We start from the raw sequence: 16,952 nt of genomic DNA, 5'->3' as shown, positions 1-16,952 counted from the left end.
ATCGAATGTACAGCGATACTTTAAAAATTGAGCTCCAGGGCCAGATCCTGATTATTGGCCTCAACCGGCCTGAAAAACGCAATGCGCTGAACGACGAAGCCATCTTAGCGCTCGAACAAGTTTTTGACCAAATGCCCCCCGACATCAAATGCGCCATCATTTATGGGGAAGGCAAACATTTTAGTGCTGGCCTGGACTTATCCTCCATCAAAGAACGCAATGCGGCCCAAGGCGTTTACCATTCCCGCATGTGGCATCGGGTGATGGACAAGGTGCAATTTGGACCAGTCCCGGTGATTGCCGCAATCCACGGAGCTTGTGTGGGTGGTGGGCTGGAATTGGCCAGCGCCTGTCATATCAGGGTGGCTGATGCCTCTACCATTTATGCCTTGCCAGAAGGCCAAAGAGGGATTTTTGTAGGAGGAGGTGCTGCTGTGCGGGTGCCCAAATTGATTGGCATGGCTCGAATGATGGACATGATGCTGACCGGGCGGGTTTATCAGGCCGAGGATGGCTTCCGGATTGGATTGTCGCAGTACTTCGTTGAGGAAGGAACGAGCTTAGACTATGCAATGGATTTGGCTCAGAAAATATGCAGCAATGTGGGCATGACCAATTTTGCGCTGGTCCAGGTTTTGCCCCGCATCGTTGAAGCTGGTCACGACAATGGTTTGATGATGGAGGCCTTAATGGCTTCTATCGCTCAGGACTCCCCGGAAGCCAAACAGCGGCTGACTGACTTCTTGGAAGGCCGGGCTAAAAAAGTAGGCGAATGAACCTGAAAGCAACACCTTTTTTGGAGATTCCACTGGTTAAGGTGGACATCCAACGTGAAGAGGCTGCAGATGGTAGCATCCGCCTTCGTTCACGCGTTGAACTGGAAGCAGGGCCGTATCGCCTCACTGAACGCCTAAAATACTGGGCAGAACATTCGCCCGAACGCACCTTTATTGCCCAAAGAAACCACCAGGGGGAATGGGATCAGCTGAACTATCGAGACACCTACAATCAGGTATGCAGGCTGGCTTCTTTTTTACAACAAACCGATGTTTCACTTGAACGGCCATTGGCTATTTTATCCGAAAACAGCATTGAACACGGCTTGATGGCCCTGGCTGCCTTGCACATCGGAATGCCCTATTCCGTCGTTACTGCGGCCTACGCTTTGCGCTCTACGGATTATGCCAAGTTCAGGCATGTGATTGAAACCTTGACGCCTGGTTTGATTTTTGGACAAAATGGACGTGCCTTTGCTTCGGCCATTGCGGCTGTTTGCCCCCTTGTAAAAGTTGTAGCGGTTAATGACCCAGAGCCGGGAAATCTCCTTTTTTCTGAGATTTCGCGCACTCCGGTCAGCCCTTCGATTGAGGATGCTTACGATCAAATCAAACCCGAAACCATCGCCAAAATTTTGTTTACTTCAGGCTCCACTTCGGTACCCAAGGGCGTCATCAACACCCACGGCAACATCAGCAGCAATTGGCGGCAAATCACCCAAACTTTTCCTTTTTTCAAAAATGGCGGGCTGATCCTGATCGACTGGCTGCCCTGGAACCATACTTTTGGGGGCAATCACAATTTTGGTTTAACCCTGTACAATGGGGGCACCTTGTACATTGATGCCGGAAACCCCACACCTGCCGGGCTGCAACTCACCCTCCAAAACCTACGAGAAATAGCACCTACCGTATATTTCAATGTACCAAAAGGCTTTGAAGAGCTGGTGCATTACTTAAAGGCTGATTCAGAACTTTGTCGTTTCTTTTTCAGCCGTTTACAATTGCTGTTTTACGCTGGGGCAGGGATGCCCCAGCACGTTTGGGACGCGCTGGAGCAGTTGGCTTACGACACAACTGGAAAACGTTTGTTGATCTCTACTGGCCTGGGGATGACCGAAGCCAGCCCTTCCTGTATGTTCAACATTCATTACGGAAGTTTTTCGGGAATGTTGGGGACACCAGTTCCTGGTTTGGAAATGAAGTTGGTCCCCACCTCGACTACGCTCGGTAACCTGAAAGGGAAAACCGAGGTGCGTTTCCGTGGCCCCAATCTTACGCCCGGCTATTGGCGCAATCCCGAGGCTACGGCCAAAGCTTTTGATGAAGAAGGTTTTTATTGTACTGGCGACGCTTTGAAGTTTGTGGATAAAAACAATCCCAATGCTGGATTCATCTTTGATGGCCGGATTTCGGAAGACTTTAAACTGGATACAGGCACCTGGGTGAGCGTGGGGGTACTTCGCGCCAAATTCATTACCGAGGCTCAAGGTTTGATTCAAGATGTAGTCATTACCGGGCATGATCGGCCTTTTGTGGGCGCAATTGTATTTCCAGAGTTGAATTATTGTCGACGTTTAGCGGGTTTGAAGGTGGGTACAAGTTTAGAGCAAATCGTCAGCAATCCAGTGGTTTTAGCGGCATTGGATGATTTGTTGGAGCGTTTTGCGAAACAGAGTACGGGCAGTTCGACGTTGATCAAAAGGGCTGTTTTTGCCGATTTCCAATTGTCGATGGACAAGGGAGAAATTACGGATAAAGGCTCGATCAATCAACGCCAGGTTTTGGCCAACCACCCGGACTTGGTTGAGCAAATTTATGCAGATTTGCATTGACAAAAACTTTACACAGTTTGCGCCTACTCCTGAGGTGATTCCTTGAGTGCCTTAAGTTTCTTAGGTGGTAAAAAACAAACACATGTCCATCAATCTATCCGAAATCATCGCCATCGACGTACATACCCATGCCGAAGTATCCTGTCGTCAGCCCCACGACGACTACCGCCCGGAATTTGACGAGGCATTTGCCAAGTATTTCAAATCCAGTCATCGGCCAACGATTCAGGAAACGGCGAACTACTACCGCTCCATCAATATGGCTTTCGTGATGTTTACCATTGATGCTGAATATGAATTGGGACGTCGACGCATCCCTAATGAAGAAATCGCGGAAGCTGCCAAAGAGAATGCAGATGTGCTGATTCCATTCGCCAGCATCGACCCCCACAAGGGGCGCATGGGTGCCCGTGAAGCCCGGCGTTTGATTGAAGAATTTGGGGTAAAGGGATTCAAATTCCATCCTACTGTCCAGGGTTTTCATCCCAACGACCGCATGGCCTATCATCTTTATGAAGAAATTGCCGGAGCGGGGTTACCGATGTTGTTCCACAGTGGGCACTCAGGATTTGGCACAGGAGTAAGAGCAGGTGGAAAGCTGCGCCTGGAGTACTCCAATCCCATCCATCTCGATGATGTAGCCATTGATTTCCCAGATGCCCCTATTATCATTGCCCATCCTTCCTGGCCCTGGCAAGATGAGGCTTTATCCGTGTGCCTGCACAAGCCAAATGTGTACATTGACCTGTCAGGTTGGTCACCAAAATACTTTCCCCCACAGTTGATCCAATATGCAAATACCCAACTCAAAAACAAAATGTTGTTTGGTACCGATTTTCCACTGATTACCCCAGAGCGTTGGTTGAAAGATTTTGAAGTCGCTGGATTTAAGGAAGAAGTAAAACCCCTTATTTTAAAAGACAATGCAGTGAAGATGTTGAAGTTAATTTGAGTAGTGGAGGAATACAGCAAATTGATGCAAATGAAAATGCCACAAAAAGAAAAAGCTGCCCTCAAATGGACAGCCCCCAATAGAACACTGTAAAATACTGTAGCACAAAAATAGGATAAGGAATTTAGAATGTCAATAGGAAAATCAAAAGTTTGTGTATTATTTACACTTTGAAAGTATTGCTTTTGCCAATAGAAGGTTAAAATCAATTGAAAATCAAATTTTTATCACTTTTTTCTCATTTATTTTTTTTCAAAAAATCTTAAGAACTTCTCTCATCGCTACTTATGACAAGTGTCATTTGGCAAAAAAAGAGAATTTACTTAGTTTACACCCGATCAAACGAAGCACCAACCATGAAAAAAATACTCATCGCCAACCGTGGCGAAATCGCGCTACGGGTGATGCGTAGTGCCAAAAAGATGGGCATCCAAACTGTAGCCGTATATTCTGAAGCTGATCGCAATGCCCCCCACGTTCGTTTTGCAGATGAAGCTGTGCTTTTAGGCCCTGCCCCCTCTAATCAATCCTACCTCAAAGGGGATAAAATAATTGAAATTGCTAAAAAGCTAAACGTTGATGGTATTCACCCTGGCTATGGCTTTTTGAGTGAAAATGCAAGTTTTGCCCAAGCAGTAACTGATGCTGGCCTGACCTTTATCGGCCCCACTCCTCATGCCATTGATGTAATGGGTAGTAAGCTGGCGGCAAAAGAAACCGTAAAAGCATACAATATCCCCATGGTACCAGGGGTGGACCACTCAATAAGCGACGTAGATGAAGCTAAGGCCATTGCCCAAACGGTAGGTTACCCAATCCTGATCAAAGCTTCGGCGGGGGGGGGAGGCAAAGGAATGCGCGTGGTAGAAAACGAAGCCGAACTGGCAGAACAAATGACCCGGGCCATCAGTGAAGCGACTTCCGCATTTGGCGATGGTTCGGTATTCATTGAAAAATACGTCACTGAACCCCGGCATATCGAAATCCAGGTGCTGGCCGATGCCCACGGAAATGTAGTGTACCTTTTCGAACGCGAATGTAGTGTGCAACGACGGCATCAAAAAGTAGTAGAAGAGGCCCCTTCGGCGGTATTGACCCCTGAAATCCGTAAAGCCATGGGGGAAGCAGCCGTAAATGTGGCCCGTTCCTGCCAATACCTGGGTGCGGGGACTGTTGAGTTTTTGGTCGACGCTGGTTTGAATTTTTATTTCCTTGAAATGAATACCCGTTTACAGGTAGAACATCCGGTGACTGAATACATCACCGGCTTAGACTTGGTTGAGCAACAAATTCGGATCGCCAGGGGGGAGAAACTCTCCTTTACGCAGGAAGACCTGAGCATTCATGGTCACGCCATCGAATTGCGGGTTTGCGCCGAAGATCCCCTCAATAATTTTTTACCCAGTGTTGGAACCTTGCATCGTTACCGCCGCCCTGTGGGTGAACACATCAGGGTGGATGACGGCATTGAAGAAGGATTGGAGGTACCCATTTATTACGATCCCTTGCTGGCCAAACTGGTGGTTTGGGGAATCAATCGCGATGCTGCTATTCAGCGGATGTTGGAAGCTATTGCTTTGTATCAGATTGAAGGAGTAGCTACTACCCTACCCTTTGGGCGTTTTGTTTGCCAGCACGAGGCTTTTACCAGTGGTAAATTTGATACTGGCTTTGTAAAAAATCATTATTCATCCGAAGGGATTATGGCCCAACAGAAAACGGAGGCGGAGGTTGCAGCCAAGCTGGCATTGGAATTGCTGTACCAACACAAACGGCAATTGGCAGTACCTGATCCCGGAGGAGTCGAATGGTATACTAAAAGGTAAGTGTAGAGCGAAAAGCGAAATTTTAGGGGCATCACCATTTTTCCAGATTTTTTAAACATCAAAAAATGGAAGGCAGTTGAAAAACTTCCAGTGCACCCATTATTCGCCATTCGCTTTTCACTCAATAGGTTCCATCCACATTTCCATTAACATCACCAAACTTGATGCCAATAATATCAAAAGTGGTATTTTTATTGGCTAATGCGGGAATGGTGTAAATACCGGCAGCAAGACCTTTGAAGGGGTCTTTTGCATCCACAAAGTTTTTAACTGCTGGAACAAATAACCAGGTGGGTGTTGGAAATTTAGTATCCAGGCTCAAAATCACCCTGCGCATTTGAATCAAATCCAGTGTGCTGATAGTCCCTGAATTGTTGACATCAGCAGCAATCATTTGGTACGGAGAAGACAGGGGTTCCAGGTTCAAAATGTGTTTTTGTACCCTGATCATATCCAAAGTAGACAATCCGTTGTCGTACAAATCCGCCTTGCCTGCACCCACTTCATATGTCTCGCCCATAGGGATGTTGTCGATCGAAAAATTTCCCTGGTCGTCGGTCAGGGTGGTAATCGTCACACCACTGGAGCCCAAAACTTGAACCCTGGCGTTGGCAATGGCAATCCCCCTTTCGGTTTTGACAGAGCCGCTGATGGTACCACCTCCTTTAACTGGGTTCTCAATGCCATCCAGAGTTTCGGGAGCCAGGTTTGAGGGATCAAGCCAATCTTTTAAGCGGGTGCTGGCCTGATCCGATCCGTCCCAGGAAATGAACAGGCGCCCAAAATAACCAATGGGTTGATCACAGGTGTCTTTTCCTCCGTGTAATTGGCCTACTACCCTTTTTTTCTCGTTCAGTAAAGCACCACCGGATGAACCGACTTTAAAGGCACCTTTATCAATGTCCATGCGCAAATGGAAATTGGCCGGAGTAGTTACATCATTGTTCCATTTGATGGAATTTGGGTTTACGACAAGAGGATCCTTATCAATCGAGATTTTTTTGATGTCCCCTTGTGGATGATGAATAAAAGCAGCGGAGCCCGGTGCTTCCTTTTGGCGATCCCAGCCCAAAAAATAAGCTTTGAAAGATTGTGGAATACTATTCGAAAGTTCCAGCAAAAGGAAATCACTCATTTGATGCCCAGCCAGTAATTTAGCACCCAGTAATGTTTGCCATTGCGGCTCCTTGTTGGGGTTATCGCAGGTTTTGCTTTCATAATTGAAATCAAAACGCCACAGGTCATAAAGTGGAGTATAGCCGTCCTGGCAATGGAAAGCCGTTAGTAATAAGGGGCGTCCGTCCTGTTTGGTGTTGTTCATCAGGTTGCCAGTGCAGACCCCCGTTCCTTCCTTCACAATCACTACGATACGGCAAACGCCCCGTTTTTCGCTGGCATAATCAGCTCCTTCATCACAATTGACGTTTACGTTGCAGGGTGCTGAGGCTCCAAACCCCAATTCAGTGTTTAATTTCCCTGAAACATCAAAATCAGCCGCTTTCAGATTTTCTTGATGGTAGGCATGATCTACCCTAAACAAATGTAAACGCCCCTGGCCTTTGAATTCAGATGGCTCGGTGTACTCCAATTGTGCCGACTCACCCCGCACCAGGCCGATCAGGAATTTACCATTGGCCTGATTGTCCAGCCCATTGTAAGTCTGCATCAATTGTCCATCAGCATGGTAGACACGGAGCATTGCACCAGGCGGGATAAAAAAATCGTCAAAAAGCAACATCAAACCGAGTGCAGCTTTGGACTGTACCTTCATGCGCCAAACGCTGGCACCGTCCGGGTTGTTTTCCCAACTGCCCGCATTTTCCAAACCCAAATCAACGGATAAAGGTGCCGCAAAGCGATTGCCTGGCTTGAGGCGATCTTCTTTCAGCGTTTTGTTCAGTGAAAAGCGTGGTAGTTTTTCCGTAGTGATTGTTGCCCAACGGGCACTCATGGGGGCATTGTTCAAGCGCTCTTGAGCGAATAGTGTGGTCGTCGTCATCATCAACGCCAGTGCGCTGAAACATGCTGTCAAAACCTTGCGTTGCATAGCGATAAAATTAAGTAAACCCTGTAGACTTTTATTCAAAGTTTTCCATCATGACTTGTGTGCAGGTTCCTAACGCAGTGTATTGAAATTTGTACAGTAAAGGTAGTTATTTAAACAGCTAATACAAAATTTATTGCTGGGAGGCAAAAGGAAATTTGGGAAGGAAGATGGCAAATGAACGTTTAGATTCAGGTATCAGTATCCAAGGGGAGTAAAAACTCACTATTTTTAGCCCCTAGATACAACCATCTTTCCATCGATCGACTCTTTAACCACAAAATAAAAGGAAACCGAGCCGATGCCCTACACAATCAGTATGACGGAAGCCGACCTCATTCAAGGATGCCTGGAGCAGAATCGCCTGGCTCAGAAAACATTGTACGAGCGTTATAAAAATGCGATGTACACTGTAGCCTATCGGGTAACGGGTGATTACGATCTCGCCGAAGATGTTCTTCAGGACGCCTTCATAAAGGTGTTTCGGCACCTCAGTGGGTTCCGGCAAGAGTCAACCCTGGGGGCCTGGATCAAAACCATTGTGGTGCGGACCGCTTTGAGTAAGATCAAAAAGGAACAGTACACAGCCTCACTGGATCAAATTCCACCCGACACAAGTATAAGTTGGAGCCATCGCCTGGATGCGGAATACCTTGAGAAAGCCATTTTGGCTTTGCCTACTGGTTATCGCACGGTGTTTGTCCTCATCGAAGTTGAAGGTTATGGCCACCAGGAGGTTGCCGATTTATTGGGCATCACTGTTGGCACCTCCAAGTCTCAATTGTTTTATGCCAAAAAACGCCTGCGGGAAACCCTGGGCAAACCCGAATAACGATGGAGTCATTGAATGAAAAAAACCTGAAAGACGCTTTGCGGCAATTGCCCCAACATCAGGCACCAGAATTTATCTGGGACCACATCGAGCAACACCTCGAGCGTGAAGGGTACCTTCATCAGGCCATTGCGGAGCTGCCCATATACACCGCTCCGGATGCCATTTGGGGGCGCATTGAAGCAGAATTGGCAAAAGGTGGCAAAATTCGTCGTTTGGCCACCTGGGGCTGGAGTGTAGCAGCAGGAGTGGCCATTGTAGTCACCGCTGCATTGGGGCTTTATCAATGGAATCAAACCCAGGGCCAGGTCAGTTACGCCTACAGTGAAGAAAAAGTTACCCCAACCAATTCTCCAAGGGACTGGGATGATGCCGAAGCAGACGTACAAGAGGTTCAAATGCTTTTTGCCAATTTTTGCAAGTACCAGGCCCAAAATGAAGAAGATTGTGCCCTGGAAAACGAGCTAAAAGAACTGAACGCCGCCAAAGCTGAACTCAAGGACGTGATGGCCCGTTACGGAGAAGATCCAGATTTGATCCGTGAACTCAGCCAAGTGGAGCAAGACCGCAGTCGGGTCGTAAAAGCCATGGTTGAAAAAATTCAAACCTCCTAAACCATTGAGAAAAAATATGCAGTTCATGAAATTCCGTATTTTTCTTTGCTTTTGCTTCTGGAGCATCCTACATTGGGGATTTGCCCAAAATGGGACAATGCAGGTGGTTACCAAACGCATTGACAAAACGTTCAGCTACAGGGATGGGTACTCCCTGAACATAGAGGGCGAACGGGCAGAAGTACGCGTTGAAACCTGGAGTAAGCCGGAAATCAAAATCCAAATAGTATTCACCGCCAAACACAGCAAAAAGGAACAAGCGGAGAAGGATTTGGAAAAGATGCGCTACATTACCAACAAGGAGAAAAATAAAATTTACCTGCGCAATTACCTCGAAGTTCCCGAAGGTAGCCCCGAACCCCAATCCCAACTGGTTGCCACCTACGTCATCACGATGCCGGGAGAATGCCCTCTCTACATCAAAAACAACTACGGGTTGATTGATGCCAAAGACCTGATGAGCAGTTTGAAGTTGAATACTCGTTTCAGCCGCATTGGTCTGGAAAACATCATTGGAGATATCGACATCAATACTAGTTTTGGGGATCTTTTTGCGGATAACCTGGACGGAAACACCAAAATCGTTTCTCGCCGTTCCGACATCACCCTCAAACACATGCGCGGCCGTTACGACATCAATGCCCAATACGGTATCCTCAATTTTTTTGCAACTGAACAGCTCCGCGATTTCAACCTCAAAGCTGACAAATCAAACGTGTTCATCCATACACTTCAGCCTGGTGCCTTCTCGTACAACCTCAGCGTACAAAATGGGCGGGTAGACTACCCCAATGAGTTGAAATTCAAACTCCTGGACATGAAGGATACAGGTATCAAAAAAATCACCTTTAAACCCAACAAAGAATATTACCCCAACGTAACCATCAGTATTACTTTTGGAGATTTGTTCATTGGCAAGTAAAGTGCTACTTTTCACCTGAAAATAGCCTACTCAATCCTTTGCACAACCCACTATGAAACATTACATCATCATCGCTTTAGCCTTAGGCTTGTTTTGTTGCAAATCAGCAAACTCTTCCCATTCAAAGGCGCAAAGCCTGTTCAACGGTAAAGACCTCAGTGGCTGGCACACCGATGTGCCTGATATGGATAAAAATCCCCAGCTCAAAAGCCCCTTTCTGGTGCGCAATGGCTTATTGGTCAGCCTGGGCACTCCGGGTGGACACCTCATTACCGATGCCATTCACCAAAATTACCGACTAGAGATAGAATACCGTTTTGCAGGAAAACCAGGCAACTGCGGCGCACTCGTCCACGCATCTACTCCACGTGCGTTGTACAGCATGTTTCCCAAATCCATCGAAGTTCAAATGATGCACCAAAATGCCGGTGACTTCTGGTGCATTGTGGAAGACATCAGTGTGCCCGAAATGGAAAAAAGGCGCGGGCCCAAGGAAAAATGGGGCATTACTGAAGGTAAGGAACGACGGATCGTAAACCTTACCGATGGATCCGAAAAACCCTTGGGTGAGTGGAACAGCATGACCATCGAATGCCTCAATGCAGAAGTCAAAGTATGGCTAAATGGTGATTTGGTCAATCACGGCTTTAATTCTACTACCACCAAAGGGCAAATTGCGCTTCAGGCAGAAGGCGCTGAAGTAGAGTTCCGCAAGGTAATGTTGACACCAATTCGCAAAATTTCCAAATAAACACTACCTTTGGCGCGTATTCCAAACAAATATGCACTGGCAACCTGATCCAAACCTCCGCAGCATTCCTAAGCTGTATGGCTTAATTGGTTATCCTTTGAGTCATTCTTTTTCCCGCAAGTATTTTTCTGAAAAATTTGCCCGGGAGGGCATTCCTGACTCCCAATATGAGTTGTTTCCCATCGAAAACATCGAACGATTCCCGGAGTTGTTGGCAGCGTTTCCTAACCTGCATGGGCTGAATGTAACCATCCCCTACAAACAACAAATCATACCTTTTTTAGATTCTTTGGATGAGAGCGCAGCGGCAGTGGGGGCTGTAAACGTTATTAAGTTTTCAGGTACTCAACTCATTGGTTACAACTCGGATGTTTTTGGTTTTGAATCTTCCCTGTTGTCTTTTTTGCAGGAAAATTGTGCAACGCCTGGGCATGCATTGATCCTGGGGACAGGTGGTGCAGCCAAAGCCGTTGTTTTTGTACTGCAAAAGTTAAAAATACCTTATTCCATCGCTTCCCGCCAACCACTAGATGGCCAGATGAGTTATGAAGAAGTACATGCAAACATTGAGCGTTATCCGCTCATCATTAATACAACTCCACTAGGGATGGCCCCAAAAGTGGAAAGTTGCCCGGATTTGCCCTACCATCAATTGAAGCAGGGACACCTGCTGTATGACTTGGTGTATAATCCTGAATCAACTGAATTTATGCAACGAGGACTGGCCCAAGGGCTTCCGGTCAAAAATGGCCTGGAAATGCTGTACGGTCAGGCCGAAAAAGCGTGGGAAATATGGAACACTCCAGCGGCCCCGTCCGCAAATCATTAGACCAAATGCCAAATTTCATCAAAGATATGCTCAACCTAACCAAAGACTTACAGTTGGATTTTTCCAACACCGAAATTGCTTTTGCCGACCGTACCGACAAAGAATTGAATAAAACCGCCTGGTTGTTTGGCCTGATGAACAAACAATGGCTGGTGGGAATTGGCTCCAAAATTGGGTTGGCGGCCATTAAGCTCCATCTTCCATTTGTGACTGGTGCCATCAAAAACACCATTTTTGAGCAATTTTGCGGTGGCACTACCCTGCTCGAAGCCCAAAAAACCATCGACCGCCTCAAGCGTTCCAATATCAAATCTATCCTAGACTATGGTGCTGAAGCCAAGGAGGAGGAATCCGAACTGAACCATACCATGAACGAAAACTTGCGCAGCATCGAATTTTCTGCTACCCAGGATGCCGTGCCCATCATCAGCGTCAAAGTGAGTGGACTAGCGCGTTTTGAACTACTGGAGAGCCTCCAGGCTGGAGTTGCTTTTACCGATGAAACCAAGGCTGAGTACAAAAGTATCCTCCGCCGTTTGGACGCCATTTGCCACTCTGCTTCCAGTAAAGGTATGGCGGTTTTTATTGATGCAGAAGAATCCTGGATTCAGGAAACCATTGATCATATGGCGGAAATGATGATGAAACGATACAACGGGGAACGAGTCGTTGTTTACACCACTTGCCAAATGTACCGCCACGATCGTTTGCAATATTTGTACGACCTGGCCGAACGGGCGCTGAAGGAAGGTTACTTTCTGGGCGTTAAACTGGTCAGAGGAGCCTATATGGAAAAAGAGCGGGAACGCGCAGAAGAAATGGGCTATGCTTCCCCTATTCATCCCACCAAAGAAGCCACCGACGAGGCCTACAATACCGCCTTGCGTTTTTGCATTGAACAGTATGAGCGGATTGCATCCTGCAATGCCTCTCACAATGCCGAAAGTGCTCTTTTGCAGGCTCAATTGATCGTAGAACGTAGTATTCCGCGCAATCACCCTAATTTGTATTTCTGCCAGTTGTACGGCATGAGCGACAACCTGACCTTTAACCTCGCTGCAGCCGGATTTAATGCTGCCAAATACGTGGTATATGGTTCAGTTCGTGAGGTAGTTCCCTACCTGATCCGCCGGGCTCAGGAAAACAGCTCAGTAACGGGTGACATGAGCCGGGAGTACCGCTTGGTAGCAGACGAAATCAAACGCCGGGGATTAAAGATGTAATTGCCCTCTCTCAATGTCCATCTTCAAAGTCAACCTTCATCAAGCCTGCCTGGCGCGCATCGATCAAAGTATTGCTGCCGCCACGCAGGCTATGGAAGACGCCCAAAACTCCGCTAACCAGGAAACCAAAAGTAGTGTAGGCGATAAATACGAAACCGGGCGGGCCATGATGCAACTGGAAAAAGACAAATTCGCACAACAATTGGCCCAATCCCAAGAGCTACGTTTGCAACTGGAACAATTGAATCCCTTGAGCACTTATCCGGCCATACAGGTGGGTTCTCTATTGCGCAGCAATGAAGGCTACTACTACCTGGCGGTAAGTTTGGGCAAAATCATACATGAGGGCAAAGCGGTCTACGTTTTGTCTGCCTCAGCTCCACTTGGACAGGTTCTTTTGGGAAAAAAAGTTGGCGACAAAATCCTTTTTCAGGGACGCAGTATTGAAATATTAGAGTTGTGGTAATGCCATAACTAAGGTGTTTCTTAAGTGTCTTCGGTTTCTTAGTAGTGGGGCAAAAATAAATGTTCATTTTTCCTGAGCCAGAGGATTAGATAAGACACTTAAATTGAACCGTTTACTTATCTAATCCTCTGGCAAAATGAACATTTATTTTTTTATCGCCCCTTAGGTGGTGAAAAGAAATGATCAAAGCTCCTCCCGGAAAGGTGCCGAAGCCTGCGCCCCCATCCGCGTCACTGCGATTGCTCCTGCCCGACAGGCCATGTCAATTGCCTGGGGCCAGTCCATGCCTTCCGCCAGAGCAACTGCAAGGGCACCGTTAAATACATCACCAGCGGCAGTAGTATCCACCGCTTGTACCTTTGGTGCAGGTATTCTAAACTGTTGGCTGGCATTGTGGAAATAAGCTCCTTTGGCACCCAGGGTAATAATGACATTGGCAACTCCTTTTTTCAGCAAAGCTTCTGCGATTTTTGGCAATGCAGCTTCGTTATCCAACTCAATCCCAGTCAGCAGGCTAGCTTCGGTTTCATTGGGTGTAATTAAAAAGAGCAAGGGATACAATTCGGCAGGTAAATCCTGAGCAGGAGCCGGGTTGAGCACAAATTTCTTTTGTAGCGCATGCGCTTTTTGAGCTGCATGCAGCAGCGTTTCAAGCGGTGTTTCCAATTGCATCAAGACCAAATCAGCTTCTGCAAATGCTGCATCGTCCCTCTCTAGATCACTTGGCATAAGTGCGGCATTGGCCCCGGGAGCTACCACAATTTCGTTCTCACCAGAAACATCCACAGTAATGAGTGCCACACCGGAAGCCAGCTTAGGATCGCTCATCACATAAGCCACATTGATGCCTTCGTGGGCAAATCCTTCAATGGCTTGCTGGCCAAAAATATCCTGGCCAACTTTGGCGATAAGGTCCACCTGACCACCCATCCGTGCAGCAGCTACTGCCTGATTGGCCCCTTTGCCGCCCGGAAAAAGGAAAAACTCCCCGCCGATAATGGTTTCTCCAGGTTGGGGAAAACGACTGGTTTTGACCACCATGTCGGTGTTCGAACTGCCAATAACGAGTATTCTGGGCATGTGATTCTTGTTTTTAACGAGCCGCAATAATGAGCCCCAGTCCAATGAGGTAACACAACAACATACTATTCAGCAGAGTATTGGTACCCGCAGGAGCCCCCTTGAACTCTTTCCAGATGTAAATGCCCCATAAAGCCGCCACAATCGTAGCCCCCTGTCCCAACCCATAGGAAATGGCTGGCCCTGCCTTGTCGGAGGCAATGATGCTGAAAGACATGCCAATGCACCAAATCACCCCACCGAGCACCCCGGTAAGGTGATTTTTGAGATTGCCCCGAAAGTAATCAGTGTAAGTCACCGGAGTGCCTACAAAAGGGCGCCACATCAACAGGCTGTTGAAGACTACATTACTGAGTAATATCCCGATTGAAAAAAAGACTACTGCCGTATAAGGACCCAACTTGCCAGGAAGGGGCTGGGTAAAATCAGGAAACATGGAATTGGCCACGTATTTGTAAAACAAGCCCATCAAGGCTCCAGCGATTACCGACAACAATAAGCCCTTGGTGGAAACCCCTCCAGTCGTACTTGATAATTTGCGGTAAGCATTGGCATTGAGTAAAATGGCAAGCGCAACCAGCCCCACTCCCCCAAACAACATCAAGGCATTACCTACTGGCGCGTCCAGGTAATTGACAATGACTCCCACGACCAGGGCCAAACCGATGCCTACCGGGAAAGCAACCGACATACCTGCAATGGCAATGGCTGCCACGAGCAGAATATTGGCTGCATTGAACAGGATTCCGCCCCAAATGGCTGAACGAATATTAGCCGGATCAGCCTGTTGTGCATCCGCTACGAAGGAACGGCCCTCACTCCCCATACTGCCTAAGGTGAAGGCAAACAACAAGGACAGAAGCAAAATGCCCAGAACATAATCCCAATAAAAAAGCTCAAAACGCCAGTTGGCTGCTGCTAATTTTTGGGTATTGGCCCAGGACCCCCAGCACAACATGGTGATGATGCAGAAAAACACTGCAATTGGATAGGTTTCAATGATGAACATGACGCAGGTTTTAGGAGTGTTTGATTAAAGGTAAAAGTTATTCACCAATTGTTTGAAGCCAAATGTTATTCCTAATTTTCAAAAACTTAAGTCCTGGTTCAAAAATATCTACACAAAAAACTAACAATCAAAACTTTAAGCAATTATTTTTTTTGATAAAAGTTTAAGTCAAGGGCAATGATTTTTTAACTAGGCTATTGGATCCCTTCTCGCCTACCTTTCTTTGATTTGGAAAAATTGGAAATCAGCCCAATAAAATATAAGACTCAAGCCGATTTACTTAAAAAAATTGCCATCATGCATAATAGTTCCTGGTTTGTGGCCACCCTTGGCCTCTTGCTCGCTTATACCGCGATCATTTTGTTCTTTGTGATTCGTGGAGCCATGCGCACCAAATCCATGGCCGATTATGCCGTAGGGCAAGGTTTTTCACCTTATGCAGTGGGATTATCCTTGGCAACTGCCACGACCAGTGCAGCTACTTTCATCATCAATCCGGGGTTCATCTCCTTGTACGGCTGGAGTGCTTTTGTGGCTTTTGGCTTGTGTATGCCAGCAGGTTTGTTTTTGTCCCAAATCATTTTGACCAAGAGTTTTCGCCGTTATGGAAAAACGGTGAAGGCTTTAACCATGGCGCAATGGATCGGCCAACGGTATGAAAGCAAAGGATTTGCACTGTTTTTTGCCTTTTTATCTTTGTTGCTGCTCAGCTTCATCGTCCTCATTTGTGTGGGGCTCACCAAAGTATTGGCTCAGGCCCTGGGGATGGGTGAATTTCAGGTACTGGTGGGTATGGTGGTTTTTGTGTTCAGTTACATGATGTTTGGTGGCGCCAATTCGATGGTGTACACCAATACGGTGCAGGCTTTGATCAAGTTGTTGGTGGCGGTGATGTTGCTGTTTTCGGGTTATGAACACCTGTCCAAAGGAGTCAATTTTTTTTGGGAGCAGTTAGGAGCCATTTCGCCTGCCTTGGCACAGTTTCCCAATGCGAGCAGCCCGCTTTACCGCGATTTTTTTGAGATTGTCATATGTAATTTTGTGATTGGAGTAGCCATCGTTTGTCAACCCCACCTCATCACCAAGTCGCTCATGCTACGCGACGACAAGGATGTGAATCGTTACTTGTGGGTAGGGTCTTTGGCACAAATGACCTTTTTCCTGGTGGTTTTTGCCGGGTTTTATGCTCGTATGATGTTCCCCGATTTGCAAGTAGATGGGCTGCCCATCAAAATGGACGCCATCATGTCGGCTTATGTGGTGCGGGAATTTCCGGTTTGGGCGGGGCTGATCGTGATTTTGGGTTTATTGAGTGCAGGGTTATCCACTTTGGAGGCCTTGATTCAGGCTTTGTCGACAACGGTAACTTCGGATATCATCAAACCGCTGTTTGGCCAGTTTATCCCTAACGATCGGGCCTATATCTTCTTGAACCGCTTGGTTATTGTAGGCCTGGCAGCTGTGGCGATTACGGTTTCCTGGCAACAACTACAACATCCCAATCTGAGTGTGGGCATTTTTGCACAGTTGGGTGTATATGGTTTTTTTTCTACAGCCTTTATTCCGGTACTGTTTGGGATATTTTTGAAGGATGTTCCCCGCTGGGTGGTGGTCATGGCGGCTTTGACGGCTTTTGTGTTGCATTTTGGGACTTATTTTGGGGGGATTAGTCCGTATTTGCAAGGGACGGTGCGGAACCCGGCGGTGGCTTCGACGTTTGGGATTTTGGGGGCGTTGGGGGTGGGATTGCTGGGGTATGGGCTGGGAAAAATCAGGAAAAAATGAGTTTTTTC

15 protein-coding genes are annotated in these 16,952 nt (G+C 47.1%); 12 read left to right on the top strand and 3 right to left on the bottom strand.

The window, feature by feature from the left end:
- Positions 1-5 precede the first annotated feature (5 nt).
- From SFV55_RS12625 to SFV55_RS12610, 4 genes are all read left to right on the top strand, one after another.
- Positions 6-776, top strand: a complete 771-nt coding sequence (locus SFV55_RS12625) for a crotonase/enoyl-CoA hydratase family protein (RefSeq protein WP_320029865.1) — start codon at positions 6-8, stop codon at positions 774-776.
- Entirely contained in the window at positions 773-2,611 is a 1,839-nt protein-coding gene (locus SFV55_RS12620; RefSeq protein WP_320029864.1) for a feruloyl-CoA synthase, read from the top strand. Before SFV55_RS12625 ends, SFV55_RS12620 begins: the two co-directional genes overlap by 4 nt.
- A gap of 82 nt (positions 2,612-2,693) precedes the next feature.
- Positions 2,694-3,563, top strand: coding sequence for an amidohydrolase family protein (locus SFV55_RS12615; protein WP_320029863.1), 870 nt, complete (start codon positions 2,694-2,696; stop codon positions 3,561-3,563).
- Between the two features lie 356 nt (positions 3,564-3,919).
- Positions 3,920-5,389 carry an acetyl-CoA carboxylase biotin carboxylase subunit gene (locus SFV55_RS12610; RefSeq protein ID WP_320029862.1) on the top strand — a complete coding sequence of 490 codons (1,470 nt, stop codon included), beginning with the start codon at positions 3,920-3,922 and terminating at the stop codon, positions 5,387-5,389.
- A 121-nt stretch (positions 5,390-5,510) separates the two neighbouring features.
- On the opposite strand, the gene SFV55_RS12605 is transcribed toward SFV55_RS12610, so the two are convergent.
- Positions 5,511-7,436 carry a carboxypeptidase regulatory-like domain-containing protein gene (locus tag SFV55_RS12605; protein ID WP_320029861.1) on the bottom strand — a complete coding sequence of 642 codons (1,926 nt, stop codon included), beginning with the start codon at positions 7,434-7,436 and terminating at the stop codon, positions 5,511-5,513.
- Positions 7,437-7,734: 298 nt separating this feature from the next.
- On the opposite strand from SFV55_RS12605, the gene SFV55_RS12600 reads away from it, so the two are divergent.
- Genes SFV55_RS12600 through SFV55_RS12570 form a run of 7 tightly spaced genes read left to right on the top strand, consistent with a single transcriptional unit; the run spans position 7,735 to position 13,070 of the window.
- A complete protein-coding gene (locus SFV55_RS12600) occupies positions 7,735-8,265 on the top strand; it encodes an RNA polymerase sigma factor (protein ID WP_320029860.1) in 531 nt (176 codons plus the stop codon).
- A 2-nt stretch (positions 8,266-8,267) separates the two neighbouring features.
- On the top strand, positions 8,268-8,879 hold the full coding sequence (locus SFV55_RS12595) for a hypothetical protein (protein WP_320029859.1): 612 nt from the start codon (positions 8,268-8,270) through the stop codon (positions 8,877-8,879).
- Positions 8,880-8,904: 25 nt separating this feature from the next.
- A complete protein-coding gene (locus tag SFV55_RS12590; protein ID WP_320029858.1) occupies positions 8,905-9,801 on the top strand; it encodes a DUF4097 family beta strand repeat-containing protein in 897 nt (298 codons plus the stop codon).
- Between the two features lie 52 nt (positions 9,802-9,853).
- Positions 9,854-10,552: a DUF1080 domain-containing protein gene (locus SFV55_RS12585; protein ID WP_320029857.1), complete on the top strand. Its 699-nt coding sequence runs from the start codon at positions 9,854-9,856 to the stop codon at positions 10,550-10,552.
- A 31-nt stretch (positions 10,553-10,583) separates the two neighbouring features.
- Complete coding sequence (locus tag SFV55_RS12580; protein ID WP_320029856.1) at positions 10,584-11,381, top strand: shikimate dehydrogenase; 798 nt, start codon at positions 10,584-10,586, stop codon at positions 11,379-11,381.
- 5 nt (positions 11,382-11,386) lie between these two features.
- The gene (locus SFV55_RS12575) at positions 11,387-12,604 is read left to right on the top strand and encodes a proline dehydrogenase family protein (RefSeq protein ID WP_320029855.1); all 1,218 of its coding nucleotides are present in this window, start codon (positions 11,387-11,389) and stop codon (positions 12,602-12,604) included.
- 13 nt (positions 12,605-12,617) lie between these two features.
- The gene (locus SFV55_RS12570; RefSeq protein WP_320029854.1) at positions 12,618-13,070 is read left to right on the top strand and encodes a hypothetical protein; all 453 of its coding nucleotides are present in this window, start codon (positions 12,618-12,620) and stop codon (positions 13,068-13,070) included.
- A gap of 183 nt (positions 13,071-13,253) precedes the next feature.
- Here SFV55_RS12570 and rbsK read toward each other — a convergent pair whose 3' ends face one another.
- Together rbsK and SFV55_RS12560 are read right to left on the bottom strand one after the other, a co-directional pair.
- Positions 13,254-14,150 carry a ribokinase gene (gene rbsK, locus SFV55_RS12565; RefSeq protein WP_320029853.1) on the bottom strand — a complete coding sequence of 299 codons (897 nt, stop codon included), beginning with the start codon at positions 14,148-14,150 and terminating at the stop codon, positions 13,254-13,256.
- Positions 14,151-14,163: 13 nt separating this feature from the next.
- The gene (locus tag SFV55_RS12560) at positions 14,164-15,159 is read right to left on the bottom strand and encodes a GRP family sugar transporter (protein ID WP_320029852.1); all 996 of its coding nucleotides are present in this window, start codon (positions 15,157-15,159) and stop codon (positions 14,164-14,166) included.
- Positions 15,160-15,456: 297 nt separating this feature from the next.
- Between SFV55_RS12560 and SFV55_RS12555 the strand changes: the two genes are divergently transcribed.
- A complete protein-coding gene (locus tag SFV55_RS12555) occupies positions 15,457-16,944 on the top strand; it encodes a sodium:solute symporter family transporter (protein WP_320029851.1) in 1,488 nt (495 codons plus the stop codon).
- Positions 16,945-16,952 lie beyond the last annotated feature (8 nt).

This window comes from Haliscomenobacter sp., assembly GCF_033763495.1.
In the GTDB taxonomy this organism is placed as follows: Bacteria; Bacteroidota; Bacteroidia; order Chitinophagales; family Saprospiraceae; genus Haliscomenobacter.
The sequence above is the reverse complement of the archived record's forward strand: the minus strand, read 5'-3'. Positions and strand labels throughout refer to the sequence as shown.

What these genes read in the sequence shown, in the direction of transcription:
- SFV55_RS12570 (WP_320029854.1), top strand. Translation starts at nt 12,618, where the DNA reads ATGTCCATCTTCAAAGTCAACCTTCATCAAGCCTGCCTGGCGCGCATC.
- SFV55_RS12555 (WP_320029851.1), top strand. Translation starts at nt 15,457, where the DNA reads ATGCATAATAGTTCCTGGTTTGTGGCCACCCTTGGCCTCTTGCTCGCT.
- SFV55_RS12595 (WP_320029859.1), top strand. Translation starts at nt 8,268, where the DNA reads ATGGAGTCATTGAATGAAAAAAACCTGAAAGACGCTTTGCGGCAATTG.
- SFV55_RS12560 (WP_320029852.1), bottom strand. Translation starts at nt 15,159, where the DNA reads ATGTTCATCATTGAAACCTATCCAATTGCAGTGTTTTTCTGCATCATC.
- rbsK (WP_320029853.1), bottom strand. Translation starts at nt 14,150, where the DNA reads ATGCCCAGAATACTCGTTATTGGCAGTTCGAACACCGACATGGTGGTC.
- SFV55_RS12615 (WP_320029863.1), top strand. Translation starts at nt 2,694, where the DNA reads ATGTCCATCAATCTATCCGAAATCATCGCCATCGACGTACATACCCAT.
- SFV55_RS12605 (WP_320029861.1), bottom strand. Translation starts at nt 7,436, where the DNA reads ATGCAACGCAAGGTTTTGACAGCATGTTTCAGCGCACTGGCGTTGATG.
- SFV55_RS12610 (WP_320029862.1), top strand. Translation starts at nt 3,920, where the DNA reads ATGAAAAAAATACTCATCGCCAACCGTGGCGAAATCGCGCTACGGGTG.
- SFV55_RS12600 (WP_320029860.1), top strand. Translation starts at nt 7,735, where the DNA reads ATGCCCTACACAATCAGTATGACGGAAGCCGACCTCATTCAAGGATGC.
- SFV55_RS12590 (WP_320029858.1), top strand. Translation starts at nt 8,905, where the DNA reads ATGAAATTCCGTATTTTTCTTTGCTTTTGCTTCTGGAGCATCCTACAT.
- SFV55_RS12575 (WP_320029855.1), top strand. Translation starts at nt 11,387, where the DNA reads ATGCCAAATTTCATCAAAGATATGCTCAACCTAACCAAAGACTTACAG.
- SFV55_RS12625 (WP_320029865.1), top strand. Translation starts at nt 6, where the DNA reads ATGTACAGCGATACTTTAAAAATTGAGCTCCAGGGCCAGATCCTGATT.
- SFV55_RS12585 (WP_320029857.1), top strand. Translation starts at nt 9,854, where the DNA reads ATGAAACATTACATCATCATCGCTTTAGCCTTAGGCTTGTTTTGTTGC.
- SFV55_RS12580 (WP_320029856.1), top strand. Translation starts at nt 10,584, where the DNA reads ATGCACTGGCAACCTGATCCAAACCTCCGCAGCATTCCTAAGCTGTAT.
- SFV55_RS12620 (WP_320029864.1), top strand. Translation starts at nt 773, where the DNA reads ATGAACCTGAAAGCAACACCTTTTTTGGAGATTCCACTGGTTAAGGTG.